We start from the raw sequence: 15,198 nt of genomic DNA on the forward strand, positions 1-15,198 counted from the left end.
TTCGCCCTGAGCTTGTCGAAGGGCCGTTCTTTTCTACGTTGAAGGAAGGACGGTGCTTCGACAAGCTCAGCACGAACGGCCAATTGGGATGGCGCTCTATCCGTCAAACCCCGCCCAGCGCCGCCTCGGTCGGCGCGATCGCCGCCGGGGTGCCGACATCGAACCATTGTCCCATGTGCGCGAGGCCGTAGAGGCGGCCCGCCGCGATGGCACGGTCCCACAATATGTTGGTCGAGAACGCCCCCTCCGGCGCGTCGTCCAGAAAACGGCGCGACACGAGTTGGATGCCGGTGAAGACGAAGGGCGCGACGCGGCCCGGCCTGCGCCGCGACAGCCGCCCCGCCGCGTCCATGTGAAAATCGCCCTGCCCGCCATGCCCGCGCGCGCTGGCATGCTCGACCACCAGCAGCAGCGCGTCCATCGCGGCGCCGTCCCAGTGATGCGCCAGGCTGCGGATGCTGTTCTGCGGCCCGTCGGTCCAGATATTGTCGCTGTTGACGATCAGCATCGGATCGCCCTTCAGCAGCGGCAGCGCCTTGACCATCCCGCCGCCGGTTTCGAGCAGCCGGTCGCGCTCGTCGGAGATGGCGATGTCGAACGGCCGCCGCTGCGCCGCGAGATGCGCCTCGAGCGCGTCGGGCAGATAATGGACGTTGACCACGACATGGCCGATGCCCGCCGCCTCGATCCGGTCGAGGCTGTGATCGATCAGCGGCTTGCCCGCGACGCGCACCAGCGGCTTGGGCCGCGTCGCGGTCAGCGGCCGCATCCGCTTGCCGATCCCCGCCGCCATCACCATCGCGCTTTCGATCGTCGCGCTCATGCTTCCGTCACCTTCCAGGCCTCCGCCCGTTTCCCGGCGGGAACATGGGCATCGAACCACGCCTTCACCGGCGCGAGCGCGGGATGCGTCAGGTCGCGTTCGAGCAAGCCCCACATGCGCGGCTGGAACCGGCGGTATCCCGGCTTTCCGTCGCGCTTCCACAGCCGCACGAAGACGCCGAGGATGCGCGTGTTGCGCTGCGCGGCCAGCGCCCAATAGGCGGCACGGAAGCGGTCGTCGCGCGCCGTCGCGGCGACATAGCGGTCGAGCATCGCGGCCTCCACCGCCGGGGTCACGTCGCGCCGCGCATCCTCCAGCACCGAGGCGAGGTCGTAGGCGGGATGGCCGACGAGCGCGTCCTGAAAGTCGAGCAGGCCGAAATGGGCGATGCCCTCTCGCCCGCCGAGCAGCATGATATTCTCGGCATGGAAATCGCGCAGCACCGTGACGCGCGCGATCCCGTCGGCGGCGACCGGCGCCAGCGCCGCCTCCCACGCGGCGCGGAACGCATCGCGATCGACCTCCAGCCCCAGCGCCGGGGCGTACCAGTCGGGAAAGAGCATCACCTCGTCGAGCCATTGGTCGAGCCCGTGCACCGGCAGTTCCGGCATCGCCGGGCGCGCGTGGAGCCGCGCGAGCAGGTCGACCACCCCCGCATAATAGCCGGCCTCGGCCTCCGGCCTTTCGTCGAGCGTCTCGCGCAGGCGGACGTCGCCGAAATCCTCGATCAGCAGCAGCCCCCGCTCCAGATCGCGCGCGAGGATCGCGGGCGCGGTCAGCCCCTGCGCGCACAGCCATTCGGCCACCGCGACGAAGGGGCGCGGGTCCTCGTGCGGCGGTGGGGCGTCCATCAGCACCGCCTGCCGGCCGTCGCCGACGACCCGGAAATAGCGGCGGAAGGAGGCGTCGCCCGCCAGCGGCAGGATCTGCGCGTCGCCCCAACCGTGCGCGGCAAGGAACGCCGGGGCATCGGCGGGCGGAATCATCGAAGCGGCCATCGCGCTTCCCAAGCCGCCGGCACCTGCGCTGTCAAGACGCGCGCGTCGCCGCTGCCCGAAATCGTCAGCGCCAGCGCATCGGGCCAGCCCTCCGGCCCCAGCCGCTCGGGCCATTCGATCAGCAGCGCGCCGTCATGCCGGTAATCGTCGAGCCCCAGCTCGATCAGTTCGTCCGCCCGCTCGATGCGATAAAGATCGACATGGGCGATGGGCAGATCGACCTCGGGCGGCGCATAGGGCTGAACGATCGCGAAGGTCGGGCTCGGCGCCTCGCCCGCCAGCCCGCGCGCCTTGAGCATCGCGCGCGCCAGCGTCGTCTTGCCCGCGCCGAGATCGCCCGACAGCAGAACGACGTCGCCGGGCACCAGCACCGCGCCGATCGCGGCGCCGATGCGGCCGGCGTCTTCGAGCGCGTAGGGGTGGCGCGTTTGCATGATTACCGTCGCCTTTGCGGAGGTTGCGGGCGACAGCATCGCCTGCTCCGGCGAACCGGGAGATCATTCGCGCAGAGGCGCGGAGATCGCAGAGAAGGTTGTGAGGATTCACGCAGAGACGCGGAGACGCGGAGATGGAGGTTCGGGCCGACAGGCCCACTCTCATCCCATACGGCACGGCCGGACGCGAGGTCGAATAGAGAAAGCCGCTTCGCGGCAATCACGACATCTCCGCGTCTCCGCGTCTCCGCGTGAACAAAAATCACTGCGATCTCCGCGCCTCTGCGCGAATCCTTTTTCGCCGCGGAAGAACGACAGGGCTCGGTCACCGCGCTCGATCGCACGTCACGCGCCCCGCGGCAGGTGGATGCGCACCAGCGTTCCCTGCCCCTTCTCGCTCAGCACCTCCATCGTCCCGCCGTGCGCAGCGACGAGCTGGCGCGCGAGCGCTATGCCGATGCCACCGCTCTGGGTTCCCGCCTGCTCGCCGCGCGTCACCGCCGCGACCGCTTCGGGAAGCCCCGGCCCATTGTCGGACACGACGATCTCCACCCCCCGCGCATCGCCGTCGGCGTGCAGGAGCACCCGGCCGTCGCCGCGCCGCGCGGGCGCGGTATAGCGGATCGCATTGTCGAGCAGCCCGGCGAACAGGCGCGACAGCCGCGGCGCGTCGCCGTCGATCCGGCCGAGCCCATCGGCAAGCTGGCCGACCAGCTCGACCTTCTCGTCCCCCGCGAGCGCCCCGGCGTCGCCGAGCGCGGCGTCGAGCAGCACGCGGACATCGACCGGCGCGCGCTCGATCGCCAGCGTCCCCGCCTCCCCCTGCGCGAGGTCGAGCACATTGTCGATCTGGCGCGACAGCACGCCGACCGAATCGATGATCGCATCGACATAGGCCTGCTGCTGCTCGCCGAGCTTGCCCGCATAGCCCGCCTGCAACATTTCGGCGAAGCCGCCGATCGAGGTCAGCGGCGTCCGCAGCTCGTAACTCATCCGCGACAGGAAGGCGGTCTTGACCTTGTCCGCCGCCTCCAGCGCCTCGTTGCGCTCGCGCAGCGCGCCCTCGATCTTGCGGCTGTCGGTGACGTCGAGCATGATCAGCAGCGCGTTGCCGTCGGGCAGCGGGATCGCCGCGAAATCGAAATGACGCCCGTCGCGGAAGCGGATCTGCCCGACGCGCTGCTGGCGTTCGAGCGTCGCGGCGCGGATTACCTCCTGCACGATGCTGATCTGGTTGGGCTTGGCGAGCCGGTCGGCCAGCCCGTTCATCAGCTGGTCGACGCGCGGATGCGCGGCCAGCGTCGGCTCGTCGACGCTCCACAGCCGGCGGAAGCGCTGGTTCCACAGGTGGAGCCGCCCGTCGGGGGCGAAGACCGCGACCGCCTCGAACAGATTGTCGAAGGTCGCGGTGCGCACGCGCAGCAGCGTGTCGCGCGTCGAGGCGAGCTGCACCTGCTCGGTGCGGTCCTCGGCGATCAGCAGCAGGCCGCCGTCGGGGGTCGGCTGGGCGACGACGTGCAGGTGGGTGCCGTCGCGCAGCAGCCATTCCTCCTCGCCCGCCTCGGCACGCGCGAACCAGTCGACATGCGCCTGCCGCCACTGCGGATAGTCGCGCACCTCGGGCGTCCGCCCGGCGTCGCGCCACGCATCGAGCAACCGCGCGAACGAGCGCGCCTCGGCCACCTCGTCGGCGCCGATCGCGAAGAGGCGGCGGAACGGCAGGTTGGCGAAGACCAGTTCCTGATCGGGGCCGAACTGCGCGACCGCCGCCGACAGCCGGTCGAGCAGTTCGCGCTGGGTATCGACGAAGCGCCGGTGCGCGCCGCGCTCGCTCTCCAGTTCCTGAATGTCGATGGCATAGCCGGCGATGCCGATCACCCGCCCGCCCTCGGGCGCCAGCGGCACGTCGACGACGCGCATGATCCGCCGCTCGCCCTCGATCGTCACCGGCACGGTCCGCTGCTGCGCCGACCCGGCGGCGCGCGCCGCCTCTGCGGCGTCGGTCGCGCTGACCCCGGCGACGGGCTCGCACAGCTCGGTGCCCTCGTCGATCACCGCCGCGGCGCTCTTCGCCTCGACCGCGCGGACATAGGCGGCGTTGACCAGCGCGAGCCGCATGTCGGTCTCGCGGAACCACATCGGGAAGGGCGCCGCCTCGATCAGCCCCGACAGCGCTTCGAACGCCGCCATCGCCTCGTCGCGCTCGGCGCGCGCGCGGACGAGCGCCTGCTGACCATCGGTCGCATCGCTCAGCCACAGCAGCACGCTGCCCGGTCCGCCGACCGCCGGCGGCGCCGCCATGCCCTGAAAGACGATGGTGCGGCTGCCGCCCCGCGGCGTCAGGTTCAGCGTGAAAGGCTTGGCGCCGCGCTGCGCGCCGAGGATCGCCTGCCGCAGCGCTTCGTGCCCCGCGGCGTCGAGCCCGGCATCGAGCCCGCGCAGTTCGTCGAAATTGCGCGGACCGCCGTCGAGCCCGAGCCAGCGCCCGAGCCGCTCGCCCGCCTCGATCCGCCAGTCGGCGCGGACGATGACGGGAAGCTGCGGCGACGCCTCGACCAGGCTCGCCAGCCGCTCGGTCTGCCCGGCGACGAAGGCCGAGCGCCGCTGCATCGCGATGCCGCGTCCGACCGCCCACAGTCCGGCGATCAGCCACAGGGCGGCGAACAGGCCGAGCGCGAACAGCGATGCCGGGGAAAGCGGATCGCTCATCCCGTTTCGCATCCTCGCATGTCCGGCCGTTCCGCGCGCATGACCGATGCCCTACCGGCGATGCGGGGATGTTTCAATCGCATGTCGGCGCCGGTTGCCGCGCCCCGCCTTCCGATGGGCGCGCGGCTGTGGAAAAGCCGAGCGTGGTGGAAGTTCGATGGGTGTCTCGACTTGGTCGACACGAACGCAACGACAGGTCGGATATAGGGCTCGATGGCTTAGCGCATCGTGCGCTAAATCTGAACCGTTTGCCCTGAGCCTGTCGAAGCCTGTCCTGAGCGCCTGCAAGGCAGTCGAAGGGGGCTGTTCTTTCTTTCGAGACGCAAGAAGAAGGACGGTGCTTCGACAAGCTCAGCCCGAACGGCAGAAAGGATGATGCAGGTTTAACGCACGATGCTCTAAGCCTGATGACACGGCCTTGAATCGTCATTGCGAGCGGAGCGAAGCAATCCAGAGTCCGGGTAAACCGCCCTGGATTGCTTCGCTCCGCTCGCAATGACGAAGAAAATTTTCGACCGGCCGCGGACACGGGTTTTCGGCGAACCGAACGAAAAAGAGGGCGACCAGGCCGCCCTCTTCCTTTCTCCGCGATCGCCGCGGTCCCGGCGCGAAATCGTCCGCGCCGAAGCCGGAAGCGTCAATAGCGGTAATGGTCGGGCTTGAACGGCCCCTCGACCGGCACGCCGATATAGTCGGCCTGCTTCTGCGTCAGCTTCGACAGCTTCACGCCCAGCTTTTCGAGGTGCAGCGCCGCGACCTTCTCGTCGAGATGCTTGGGCAGGACATAGACGTCGTTCTGATACTCGCCCGCCTTGGTGAACAGTTCGATCTGCGCGAGCGTCTGGTTGGTGAAGCTCGACGACATGACGAACGACGGGTGGCCCGTCGCGCAGCCGAGATTGACCAGCCGGCCCTTGGCAAGGATGATGATCTCCTTGCCGTCGGGGAATTTGACCAGGTCGGTGCCCGGCTTGACCTCGGTCCAGTCGTAGTTGGCGAGCGCCGCGATCTGGATCTCGCTGTCGAAATGGCCGATGTTGCACACGATCGCCATCGGCTTCATCGCCGCCATATGCTCGGCGGTGATGACGTCGGCGTTGCCGGTCGCGGTGCAGAAGATGTCGGCGCGGGTCACCGCCTCGTCCATCGTCACCACCTCATAGCCCTCCATCGCCGCCTGCAGCGCGCAGATCGGGTCGACTTCGGTGACGAGCACGCGCGCGCCGCCGTTGCGCAGGCTCGCCGCCGAGCCCTTGCCGACGTCGCCGAAGCCCGCGACGCACGCAACCTTGCCCGCCAGCATCACGTCGGTGGCGCGGCGGATCGCGTCAACCAGCGATTCCTTGCAGCCATAGAGATTGTCGAACTTCGACTTGGTGACGCTGTCGTTGACGTTGATCGCGGGGAAGGGCAGCTTGCCCTCCTTGGCGATCTGGTAGAGGCGGTGGACGCCCGTGGTCGTCTCTTCGGACACGCCCTTGATGTTGCGGACGCTCTTGGTCAGATAACCGGGCTTGGCGGCGAGGAACGCCTTGAGCGCGCGGACGAATTCGACTTCCTCGGCATTGGTGGGCTCGAACAGCGCCTCGCCCGCCTCGACCCGCACGCCCCACAGCGCGAACATGGTGGCGTCGCCGCCGTCGTCGAGGATCATGTTGGCGGTCTGGTCGTCGCCCCAGTCGAAGATGCGCCCGACATAGTCCCAATAGTCGGCAAGGCTTTCGCCCTTCACCGCGAACACCGGTGTGCCGCCCGCGGCGATCGCGGCGGCGGCATGGTCCTGGGTCGAGAAGATGTTGCAGGTCGCCCAGCGCACCTCGGCCCCCAGCGCGATCAGCGTTTCGATCAGCACCGCGGTCTGGATCGTCATGTGCAGCGACCCGGTGATGCGCGCGCCCTTCAGCGGCTGCGCGGCGCCATATTCCTCGCGCAGCGCCATCAGGCCCGGCATTTCGGTTTCGGCGATCGCGATCTCCTTGCGGCCGAAGTCGGCAAGGCCGATGTCGGCGATCACATAGTCACGGGTTTCGGCGGCAAGAGTGGCCACGATTCATGTCTCCTGTCAGGCGGCACGGCCGCGCGCACGCGACCGGCGATGATGCGCGGCGCCCTAGCCGAAAGCGGCTCGGCGTTCAAATATAAACTTTTCTTTATATCGCGCCCCAAACACTGTTGAGCCACATTGTTGAACCACAGCGTCGAACCGAGGCCGTCGCATGACGTCGACCGGATCGCCACCCGCGAACCGTGAAGCCGCGCGGCGATCGGGCTTGATGCGGAACGCCCGTGCGAATCGCATTCCATCCGGAACGCACACGAAAAAATTTTCGCCTCGTCCGATATGTGACAGCTGCGCATGGCAGCGCGCGGTCGCAGTCAGGCATCGTCAGGATATTGATAATCCTGACTTATAATGCGCCATGCGATGAGCGTAATCGCCTATTGTGACAATATTGTTACAACTGCTTGGAAATATTGACTTTTTCCCGATTGCGATGGAAAATCGGCCAAAGTTTCGGGGAGATAGGAAATGAAGAAAATCATGCTGCCGCTGCTCGCTGTCGCTTTCGCGAGCCCCGCCGCGGCGCAATCGATCGTCGTCGTCACCGCGCCGCAGGCCGATTCGACGGTGCTGCCGGTCGCCTATGCCGAGCTTCGGGCCGGCGAGAATACGGCCGCGGTGACGAAGCTGACCGGCAATGCCGCGCTCGACGCGCGCGACCCGTCGCGGCTGATCAATCTCGGCACCGCTTATGCCCGGCTCGGCCGGACCGCCGATGCGGCGGCGGCCTATGAAGCGGCGGCGGCCAGCCCGATCCGCTACGACCTCGAACTCGCCGACGGCCGCTATATGGATTCGCGCTGGGCGGCCCGCACCGCGCTGGCGCGCCTCGGCGGCGGCCAGCCGCTGCTCGCGCTCGCGCGCTGATCGGTCAGGCTTCGCCGCCCTCGGTGGTGAGCAGGCGGGCGTCGACGCCGGCTTCCGCGAACGCGGCCTGCCAGCGCCGGGCAGGAGGGGTTTCGAACAGCAGCGCGTCGCTGCCCGGCGTGACATGCCAGCCGTGGCGCACCATCTCGTCCTCCAGCTGACCCGGCGACCAGCCGGCATAGCCGAGCGCGACCAGCCATCGCGTCGGGCCGCGTCCTTCGCCGATCGCGCGCAATATGTCGTGCGAGCTCGACAACATCCAGCGGTCGGCGACCTGCACCGCGCCCTCGCCGCCCCAGTCGCGGCTGTGGAGGACGAAGCCGCGCGACGGCTCGACCGGCCCGCCCAGGAACACCGGCTGCTCCAGCGGATCGTCGTGCGCGATGTCGAGCTGATCGAGCACCGCGCCGACGGTCATGCCGTCGATCGGATCGGCAACCCCGATCCCCATCGCGCCCTCCGCATCGTGGCTGATCATCGCGATCACCGCCTGCTCGAAGCGCGGATCGCCGATCCCCGGCAGGGCGAGCAGCAACTGGCCGGTGAACCAGGCAGGGGTGGATTCCATCGCCGCACCATGGACGCGCGCGCCGCCCGGGTCCAGCGCCTTTGCCGCAATCTCGCTCTCCCCCCTCCCGCAAGCGGGAGGGGCAGCGAGGCTTGGCAGCTTGCTGCCTAGCCGCAGCGGGGTGGGCAGACGCACCGTCACCCCCCGCCCCCACCCGCTTGCGGGAAGGGAGATCGGGTGGACGCATCATATTCAAAATGACCCGCGACCCCGTCCCGCTTGACTCGCGCCCGTCACAATCCGATGTCACCGCCATTCCAATCCCCTCGATGAAAGGATGCCGACATGACGATCCAGACCGGAGACAAGCTGCCCGACGCCAAGCTGGTGAAGGTGACCGAGAACGGCCCCGAACAGGTGAACGCCGCCGATTATTTCAAGGGCCGCAAGGTCGCGCTCTTCTCGGTTCCCGGCGCCTTCACGCCGACCTGTTCGGCGAAGCACCTGCCGGGCTATGTCGACAAGGCCGACGAACTGAAGGCGAAGGGCATCGACGAGATCGCCTGCACCGCGGTCAACGACGCCTTCGTGCTCGGCGCGTGGAGCAAGAATGCCGGCGCCGATCAGGTGACGATGCTCGCCGACGGCAACGGCGATTTCGCCGAAGCGGTCGGGCTGACGATGGACGGCACCGCCTTCGGCCTCGGCAAGCGCGGCCAGCGCTTCTCGATGATCGTCAACGACGGCGTCGTCGAACAGCTCAACGTCGAGGCCCCCGGCGAATTCAAGGTGTCGAGCGCCGACCATATGCTCGAGCAGCTTTGATCGGGGCGGGGCGGGCGCCGACGGCAGGCCCGCCCCCTTCCCTTTTGCCCCGATTTCGTGCAAGAGCGCCGCGATGACATCGCCTTCATCGCTTTCTCCCGACATCGCCGATACCGACGCGCTCGTCGAAACGATCATCGCCGAACTGAAGACGAAATTCCGCGACGCGGTCGTCGCGCTCAAATCGGCGATCGCCGCCTATGTGCACGACGGCACCCTGCCCCCGGCGGACGCCGCCGCGACCGGCCTGTTCGACTATCCGGCGCTGCGCCTCGTCACCAATGGCGAGTTCCGCGACGGCCAGGGCGGGCATAATCTGGCCTTCGGTCATTTCGAGCGCGCGGGCGAATTCGTCACCACCGTCACCCGCCCCGACCTGTTCGAAGCCTATCTGCGCGAACAGCTCAGCCTGCTGGTGCGTCATTACGACATGACGCTGGAGGTGACGCGCACCGGGCAGCAGATCCCCTTCCCCTACGTGCTCGACGCGAGCGACGGGTCCGACATGGGCGGCGTCACCCCGCTCGAACTCGCGCGTCATTTCCCGACCACCGACCTCGCCGACATCGGCGACGAGCTGGCCGACGGGCTGTTCGGCGCCGACCCCGCGGCGTCGCTGCCGCTCGCGCTGTTCGATGCGCTGCGCACCGATTTCAGCCTCGCGCGGCTGCGCCACTACACCGGCACCGCGCCCGAGCATTTCCAGCGCTATATCCTGTTCACCAACTATCATCGCTATGTCGACGAGTTCGTCGCCTGGGCGGGCGCGCAGGTGGGGCGGGATCGCTACACGGCGCTCGCAGGCGCGGGCGGCCTCTATGTCGACCGGGCGGGCGTCGATGCGAGCGCGCTCGTCGCCGACAGCGCATGGCGGCGGCACCAGATGCCCGCCTATCACCTGATCGCGCCCGACGGCAGCGGCATCACCCTCGTCAACATCGGGGTCGGCCCGTCGAACGCCAAGACGATCTGCGATCACCTCGCGGTGCTGCGGCCGGAGGCGTGGATGATGATCGGCCATTGCGGCGGGCTGCGCCCCAGCCAGCGCATCGGCGACTATGTGCTCGCCCACGCCTATCTGCGCGACGACCATATCCTCGATTCGGTGCTGCCGCCCGAAATCCCGATCCCGCCCATCGCCGAGGTGCAGCAGGCGCTCGCCGGCGCGGCGGAGGCGGTGTCGGGAACGAGCGGCGCCGACCTCAAGAAGCGGATGCGCACCGGCACCGTCGTCACCACCGACGACCGCAACTGGGAATTGCGCTTCACCGACTCGGCGCTGCGCTTCTCGCAATCGCGCGCGATCGGCATCGACATGGAAAGCGCCACCATCGCGGCACAGGGTTACCGTTTCCGCGTTCCCTACGGCACGCTGCTCTGCGTCAGCGACAAGCCGCTGCACGGCGAACTGAAGCTGCCCGGACAGGCGAACCGTTTCTACGAGGAGGCGATCGCCGCGCATCTGCAGATCGGCATCCGCACCTGCGAGATGCTGCGCGACGAAGGCCCGCGACTCCACAGCCGCAAGCTGCGCGCATTCAACGAACCGCCGTTCCGTTGAGCGGCGGGGGCAGTCGCCCCCTCCCTTCTTCCGTTCGTGTCGAGCGAAGTCGAGACACCCATCAATGTGGCGCCGTACCGATGGGTGTCTCGACTTCGCTCGACACGAACGGAAAGGTGGGTCAGGTTAAAGGCGCGCACTCGAGAAGGACGGCCCATGACGAACCCAGCCCCCAACCTGTCGCGCTCGGTCGTCGGCCGCGTCGCCATCGTCACCGGGGCGGCCAGCGGCATGGGCCGCGCCACCGCGCTGCTGCTCGCGAGCGAAGGCGCGAAGGTCGCGGTGACCGATCTCGACCTCGCGGCGTGCGAAGCGGTCGCGGCCGAAGCCGGCGACAACGCCCGCGCCTTTGCCCTCGACGTGTCGGACGGCGAGGCGATCGGGCGCACCGTCGCACAGGTCGCGGCGACCTTCGGCGGCATCGACATCCTGATCAACAACGCCGGGGTGTCGAGCTTCTGCCCGCTCGACGCCGACGATTACGAGGCGATCTGGCACCGCGCGATTACGGTGATGCTGACCGCGCACCAGCGCATGGTGCGCGCGGCGCTGCCGTGGCTGCGCCGGAGCGACGCGGCGCGCATCGTCAACATCGCCTCGACCGAGGGGCTCGGCGCGACGCCCGGCGACACGCCCTATGTCGCCGCAAAGACCGGCGTCACCGGCCTGACGCGCGGCCTCGCGGTCGATCTGGGCAAGGAGGGGATCACCGTCAACTGCATCTGCCCCGGCCCGATCCGCACCGGCATGACCGACGCGGTGCCCGAAGCCGACAAGGCGGTCTTCGCGAAGCGCCGCACCGCGCTGCGCCGCTACGGCGAGCCCGAGGAGGTCGCGCATGTGACGCTGAGCCTCGTCCTGCCCGCCGCGAGCTACATCACCGGCGCGGTGATCCCCGTCGACGGCGGCCTGACGGCACGCAACGCCTAAAGTGTTTTCAAGTCAGGTGGAATCACCTGACGACTCGGAAAACACGGTAAAACAAGAATCTAGAGTGCCGGTTTTGATTCAATTAGAGAATCGAGCATTAAATCTGAACCGTTTGCCCCCCGCTTTCGCGGGGGCAGGCTCTGAGCTTGTCGAAGCCTGTCCTGAGCGCCTGCAAGGCAGTCGAAGGGGGCCGTTCTTTCTTTTGGCGCCGCAAGAGGAAGGACGGTGCTTCGACAAGCTCAGCACGAACGGCAGAAAGGGTGATGCAGATTTAACGCCCGATACTCTAAAACCGGCACTCTAAGACCTCACGCATACATGCCGTCGCGCAGGTTGATGCCGTGCTCGACCCACGCCTTGAGCGCGCAGAGCATCTGCGACCAGCCCTGGCAATTGCCGTAGGAGGCGTCGAGCGCGCCCTGGTTTTCGCGCCAGCCCTCTTCGGCGATCTCGACGAGCGTGCGTCCGTCGTCGAGGCCCTTGAACGCCATGGTGACGCGCGTGCGATAGTCGCTGCCCGTCATTCCCCCGCCGTCGACGTTCGGCGCCTCGCCCTCGTTCGCCTGCCATTCGAGCACGATCCGCTCGTCGGGCACGACCTCGATCACATGGACGGGAAAGGCGCCGGGGAAATCGTGGAAATCCCATGTCACCGTCGCGCCGGTCTCCAGCCGCCCCTCGGCGCCGCCGGTGGTGAAATAATGGGACAGCTGCCGCGGGTCGGCGACCGCCTCGAACACCGTGTGCACCGGCTTCGCGATCCGCGCCGCGACCCTGAACTTCAGTTCCATGACCAGTCTCCGCTTGAGTCGCATTCGATTATGTTATAAATTTACAACATGTCAATCCACGACGATTTCGACCGGATCTTCAAGGCGCTCGCGCATGCGGTACGGCGGCAGATGCTCGACGACCTGAAGGATCAGCCGCTGACGACGGGCACGCTGTGCGGCCATTTCCCCGACCTCGACCGCTGCACGGTGATGCAGCATCTGAAAGTGCTGGAGGAGGCGGGGCTGGTGATCGCCGAGCGGCGCGGCCGCGAACGCTGGAACCACCTCGACGCGATGCCGATCCAGGACATCCACGACCGCTGGATCGGCCCGCACGCCGCCGCCGCAACGGCGCGGCTCGCGCGCTTCAAGCAGGCGGTCGAGGCGGAATGATGGGGGATGACTGGAATCGACCGATAAGCGACGCCAGCAGGATCGTCACCCTGGACTTGATCCGGGGTCCATTCGCGCTGCGCTGAGAGAATGGATTCCGGATCAAGTCCGGAATGACGAAGATAGGAGATGTCTGGTTGCGACCAATAAGCGGACGTTTCTTCTCCCCTCCCGCAGGCGGGAGGGGTCGGGGGTGGGCAGCGACGGCGCAATGGCCCACCCCGCTGCGACTAACGAACAAGTTCGTAAGTCTCGCTGCCCCTCCCGCAGGCGGGAGGGGAAACCAGGGCATGTCTCAAACGACCGCTTCCCACCCCAAAGCCGACATTTGCGCCCCCGCATGAAAGGGGCCGGGGAATCGCCTCCCCGGCTCTTGTCAGATCGCCGCGAATCTGGCTCACCACCCCTGCGGCTTGCCCTTGTTCTGTTCGTCGAGCCACGCCTTGAGCGGCGCGAAATAATCGACGAGCGCCTTGCCCGACATCTCACGGCTGCCGGTGAAGGCTTCGAGCGCGTCGGGCCATGGCTTCGACGCCCCCATTTCGAGCATTTCGTTGAGCTTCGCGCCGACCGCCTTGTCGTTGTAGAAGGAACAGCGGTGCAAGGGGCCGGTCCACCCCGCCTGCTTGCACGCCGCCTGATAGAATTGGAACTGCAGGATGCGCGCGAGGAAATAGCGGGTGTAGGGCGTGTTGCCGGGGATATGATATTTGGCGCCGGGGTCGAAGGCGTTCGCGGGCCGGTCGCCCGGCGGGACGATGCCCTGATATTGCAGGCGAAGCTGCGTCCACGCCTTGTTGTAGTCGGCGGGCCTGATCGTGCCGTCGAACACCCCCCAGCGCCAGCGGTCGACGAGCAGGCCGAACGGCAGAAAGGCGATCTTGTCCATCGCCTGACGCAGCAGCAGGCCGATGTCCTTGTCGGCGCTCGGCACCTTCGCCTTGTCGAGCAGGCCGATATCGACCAGATATTGCGGCGTGATCGACAGCGCGACGAAATCACCGATCGCCTCGTGGAAGCCGTCGTTGGCGCCGTTCAGATAGAGGAACGGCTGCCGGTTGTAGGCGCGCTGGTAATAATTGTGGCCGAGTTCGTGGTGGATGGTGACGAAATCGTCGGCATTCACCTTGATGCACATCTTGATGCGAATGTCGTCCTTGTTGTCGACGTCCCAAGCCGAGGCATGGCACACGACCTCGCGGTCGGCGGGCTTGGTGAACAGGCTGCGTTTCCAGAAGCTTTCGGGCAGCTTCTCGAACCCGAGCGAGGAATAGAAATTCTCGCCCGCGCGGACCATATCGAGCGGCGCCTTGCCCTGCGCCTTCAGCAGGTCGCCGATGTCGTAGCCGAGGTCGCCCGAACCCGGCGGCGCGACGAGCGGGTAGATGTTGCCCCATTCCTGCGCCCACATGTTGCCGAGCAGGTCGGCGCGGATCGGCCCGGTCTTCGGCTGCACCGCATCGCCGTATTTCTCGTTGAGCTTCCAGCGGACATAGGTGTGCAGCGCCAGATAGAGCGGCTTCACCTCCTGCCACAGCCGTTCGGTCGTCTTCGCGAAATCCTCGGGCGACATGTCGTAGCCCGACCGCCACATCGCGCCGGTGTCGGCGAAGCCCAGTTCCTTCGCGCCCTCGTTGGCGATGGTGACGAGGCGCGCATAATCGTCCTTCATCGGCGCGCCGACATTGTCGTGCCAGCTTGTCCACATCTCGGCATATTCGGCGGGCGTGTGCTGGAGATTGCCCATCTCCGCCTCGATGTCGGAGCCGGAGATTTCCTTGCCGCCCAGCGTGCCGCGCCCCTTGCCATATTGCGACTGGAGGTCGGTCGCGATGGTGTTGAGTTCGGTCGCCGCGCCCGGCCGGGTCGGCGCCGGCAGGACGAGGCCGGTGCGCAATATGTCGAGCTTGCGCTTCGTGTCGGCGCTCAGCCCGGCGACATCGCGATATTTCGCGGCTTCGAGCGCGTATTTCACCGCCTTTTCGGTGCCCACCGCATTGATGCGCGCCGCCATCGCGTCGGTGTCGTCGGTGATATAGGTCGCATTGACCCAGTTCACCTGACTCGCCTCGACCGTATAGTCGAACAGATCCTTTTCCGCGGCGGCGACGAAGGCATCGGCGTCTGCCGCAGTGGGGGCGGCAGTCGGCGCGGCGGGGGCGTCCTTCTGCTTCGGTGCGGCCAGCGCGGGGCCCGCGACCGCAAGCGAAAGGGCGAGCGACAGCGTTGAAATCATGACTTTCATGGGATGCGTCCTCTGGATGGTCTGACGGCGCTCCAGCGCCGGATGCCCCCAGACTGAACCGCGTCCGCGG

The 15,198-nt window shown here is 67.4% G+C and carries 13 protein-coding genes; 5 read left to right on the forward strand and 8 right to left on the reverse strand.

Translation table 11 applies throughout. From position 1 onward, the window contains the following. Positions 1-103 precede the first annotated feature (103 nt). The 5 genes from AC2S9W_RS19430 to ahcY form a co-directional block, all read right to left on the reverse strand. Positions 104-823: a nucleotidyltransferase family protein gene (locus tag AC2S9W_RS19430; protein ID WP_286750304.1), complete on the reverse strand. Its 720-nt coding sequence runs from the start codon at positions 821-823 to the stop codon at positions 104-106. Further along, positions 820-1,809, reverse strand: coding sequence for an aminoglycoside phosphotransferase family protein (locus AC2S9W_RS19435; protein ID WP_104960368.1), 990 nt, complete (start codon positions 1,807-1,809; stop codon positions 820-822). Before AC2S9W_RS19435 ends, AC2S9W_RS19430 begins: the two co-directional genes overlap by 4 nt. Further along, the gene (gene tsaE / locus AC2S9W_RS19440) at positions 1,806-2,255 is read right to left on the reverse strand and encodes a tRNA (adenosine(37)-N6)-threonylcarbamoyltransferase complex ATPase subunit type 1 TsaE (protein ID WP_076076650.1); all 450 of its coding nucleotides are present in this window, start codon (positions 2,253-2,255) and stop codon (positions 1,806-1,808) included. The genes AC2S9W_RS19435 and tsaE overlap by 4 nt, the downstream gene beginning before the upstream one ends. Positions 2,256-2,600: 345 nt before the next feature. Beyond that, positions 2,601-4,964: a sensor histidine kinase gene (locus tag AC2S9W_RS19445; RefSeq protein ID WP_104959833.1), complete on the reverse strand. Its 2,364-nt coding sequence runs from the start codon at positions 4,962-4,964 to the stop codon at positions 2,601-2,603. A 637-nt stretch (positions 4,965-5,601) separates the two neighbouring features. Continuing rightward, positions 5,602-7,011 carry an adenosylhomocysteinase gene (ahcY, locus tag AC2S9W_RS19450; RefSeq protein WP_076076654.1) on the reverse strand — a complete coding sequence of 470 codons (1,410 nt, stop codon included), beginning with the start codon at positions 7,009-7,011 and terminating at the stop codon, positions 5,602-5,604. Between the two features lie 483 nt (positions 7,012-7,494). Here ahcY and AC2S9W_RS19455 point away from each other — a divergent pair, with 483 nt between their 5' ends. After that, positions 7,495-7,893 carry a hypothetical protein gene (locus tag AC2S9W_RS19455; protein WP_076076656.1) on the forward strand — a complete coding sequence of 133 codons (399 nt, stop codon included), beginning with the start codon at positions 7,495-7,497 and terminating at the stop codon, positions 7,891-7,893. Between the two features lie 4 nt (positions 7,894-7,897). Here the strand turns inward: AC2S9W_RS19455 and AC2S9W_RS19460 are convergent, their stop codons facing one another. Next, entirely contained in the window at positions 7,898-8,461 is a 564-nt protein-coding gene (locus tag AC2S9W_RS19460; RefSeq protein WP_076076657.1) for a YqgE/AlgH family protein, read from the reverse strand. Between the two features lie 285 nt (positions 8,462-8,746). On the opposite strand from AC2S9W_RS19460, the gene AC2S9W_RS19465 reads away from it, so the two are divergent. The 3 genes from AC2S9W_RS19465 to AC2S9W_RS19475 all read left to right on the forward strand — a co-directional run bounded on the left by AC2S9W_RS19465 (position 8,747) and on the right by AC2S9W_RS19475 (position 11,717). Further along, complete coding sequence (locus AC2S9W_RS19465; RefSeq protein WP_067109558.1) at positions 8,747-9,226, forward strand: peroxiredoxin; 480 nt, start codon at positions 8,747-8,749, stop codon at positions 9,224-9,226. 73 nt (positions 9,227-9,299) lie between these two features. Continuing rightward, positions 9,300-10,787 (forward strand): AMP nucleosidase, encoded by a 1,488-nt coding sequence (locus tag AC2S9W_RS19470; protein WP_076076659.1) that lies wholly within the window; start codon positions 9,300-9,302, stop codon positions 10,785-10,787. 156 nt (positions 10,788-10,943) lie between these two features. Beyond that, positions 10,944-11,717 carry an SDR family NAD(P)-dependent oxidoreductase gene (locus AC2S9W_RS19475; RefSeq protein ID WP_104959834.1) on the forward strand — a complete coding sequence of 258 codons (774 nt, stop codon included), beginning with the start codon at positions 10,944-10,946 and terminating at the stop codon, positions 11,715-11,717. Between the two features lie 308 nt (positions 11,718-12,025). On the opposite strand, the gene AC2S9W_RS19480 is transcribed toward AC2S9W_RS19475, so the two are convergent. Continuing rightward, positions 12,026-12,508: an SRPBCC family protein gene (locus AC2S9W_RS19480; RefSeq protein WP_286749546.1), complete on the reverse strand. Its 483-nt coding sequence runs from the start codon at positions 12,506-12,508 to the stop codon at positions 12,026-12,028. Positions 12,509-12,556: 48 nt separating this feature from the next. Between AC2S9W_RS19480 and AC2S9W_RS19485 the strand changes: the two genes are divergently transcribed. After that, positions 12,557-12,883, forward strand: coding sequence for an ArsR/SmtB family transcription factor (locus AC2S9W_RS19485; RefSeq protein WP_067185776.1), 327 nt, complete (start codon positions 12,557-12,559; stop codon positions 12,881-12,883). Between the two features lie 397 nt (positions 12,884-13,280). Here the strand turns inward: AC2S9W_RS19485 and AC2S9W_RS19490 are convergent, their stop codons facing one another. Continuing rightward, a complete protein-coding gene (locus tag AC2S9W_RS19490; protein WP_076076663.1) occupies positions 13,281-15,128 on the reverse strand; it encodes a M2 family metallopeptidase in 1,848 nt (615 codons plus the stop codon). Between the last annotated feature and the right edge of the window lie 70 nt (positions 15,129-15,198).

The sequence above is a fragment of the Sphingopyxis sp. 550B genome (assembly GCF_057401805.1).

Excerpts from the sequence above, each read along its gene's own strand:
- AC2S9W_RS19430 (WP_286750304.1), bottom strand. The coding sequence starts at position 823 with ATGAGCGCGACGATCGAAAGCGCGATGGTGATGGCGGCGGGGATCGGC.
- AC2S9W_RS19435 (WP_104960368.1), bottom strand. The coding sequence starts at position 1,809 with ATGATTCCGCCCGCCGATGCCCCGGCGTTCCTTGCCGCGCACGGTTGG.
- tsaE (WP_076076650.1), bottom strand. The coding sequence starts at position 2,255 with ATGCAAACGCGCCACCCCTACGCGCTCGAAGACGCCGGCCGCATCGGC.
- AC2S9W_RS19445 (WP_104959833.1), bottom strand. The coding sequence starts at position 4,964 with ATGAGCGATCCGCTTTCCCCGGCATCGCTGTTCGCGCTCGGCCTGTTC.
- AC2S9W_RS19455 (WP_076076656.1), top strand. The coding sequence starts at position 7,495 with ATGAAGAAAATCATGCTGCCGCTGCTCGCTGTCGCTTTCGCGAGCCCC.
- AC2S9W_RS19460 (WP_076076657.1), bottom strand. The coding sequence starts at position 8,461 with ATGGAATCCACCCCTGCCTGGTTCACCGGCCAGTTGCTGCTCGCCCTG.
- AC2S9W_RS19465 (WP_067109558.1), top strand. The coding sequence starts at position 8,747 with ATGACGATCCAGACCGGAGACAAGCTGCCCGACGCCAAGCTGGTGAAG.
- AC2S9W_RS19470 (WP_076076659.1), top strand. The coding sequence starts at position 9,300 with ATGACATCGCCTTCATCGCTTTCTCCCGACATCGCCGATACCGACGCG.
- AC2S9W_RS19475 (WP_104959834.1), top strand. The coding sequence starts at position 10,944 with ATGACGAACCCAGCCCCCAACCTGTCGCGCTCGGTCGTCGGCCGCGTC.
- AC2S9W_RS19480 (WP_286749546.1), bottom strand. The coding sequence starts at position 12,508 with ATGGAACTGAAGTTCAGGGTCGCGGCGCGGATCGCGAAGCCGGTGCAC.
- AC2S9W_RS19485 (WP_067185776.1), top strand. The coding sequence starts at position 12,557 with ATGTCAATCCACGACGATTTCGACCGGATCTTCAAGGCGCTCGCGCAT.
- AC2S9W_RS19490 (WP_076076663.1), bottom strand. The coding sequence starts at position 15,128 with ATGAAAGTCATGATTTCAACGCTGTCGCTCGCCCTTTCGCTTGCGGTC.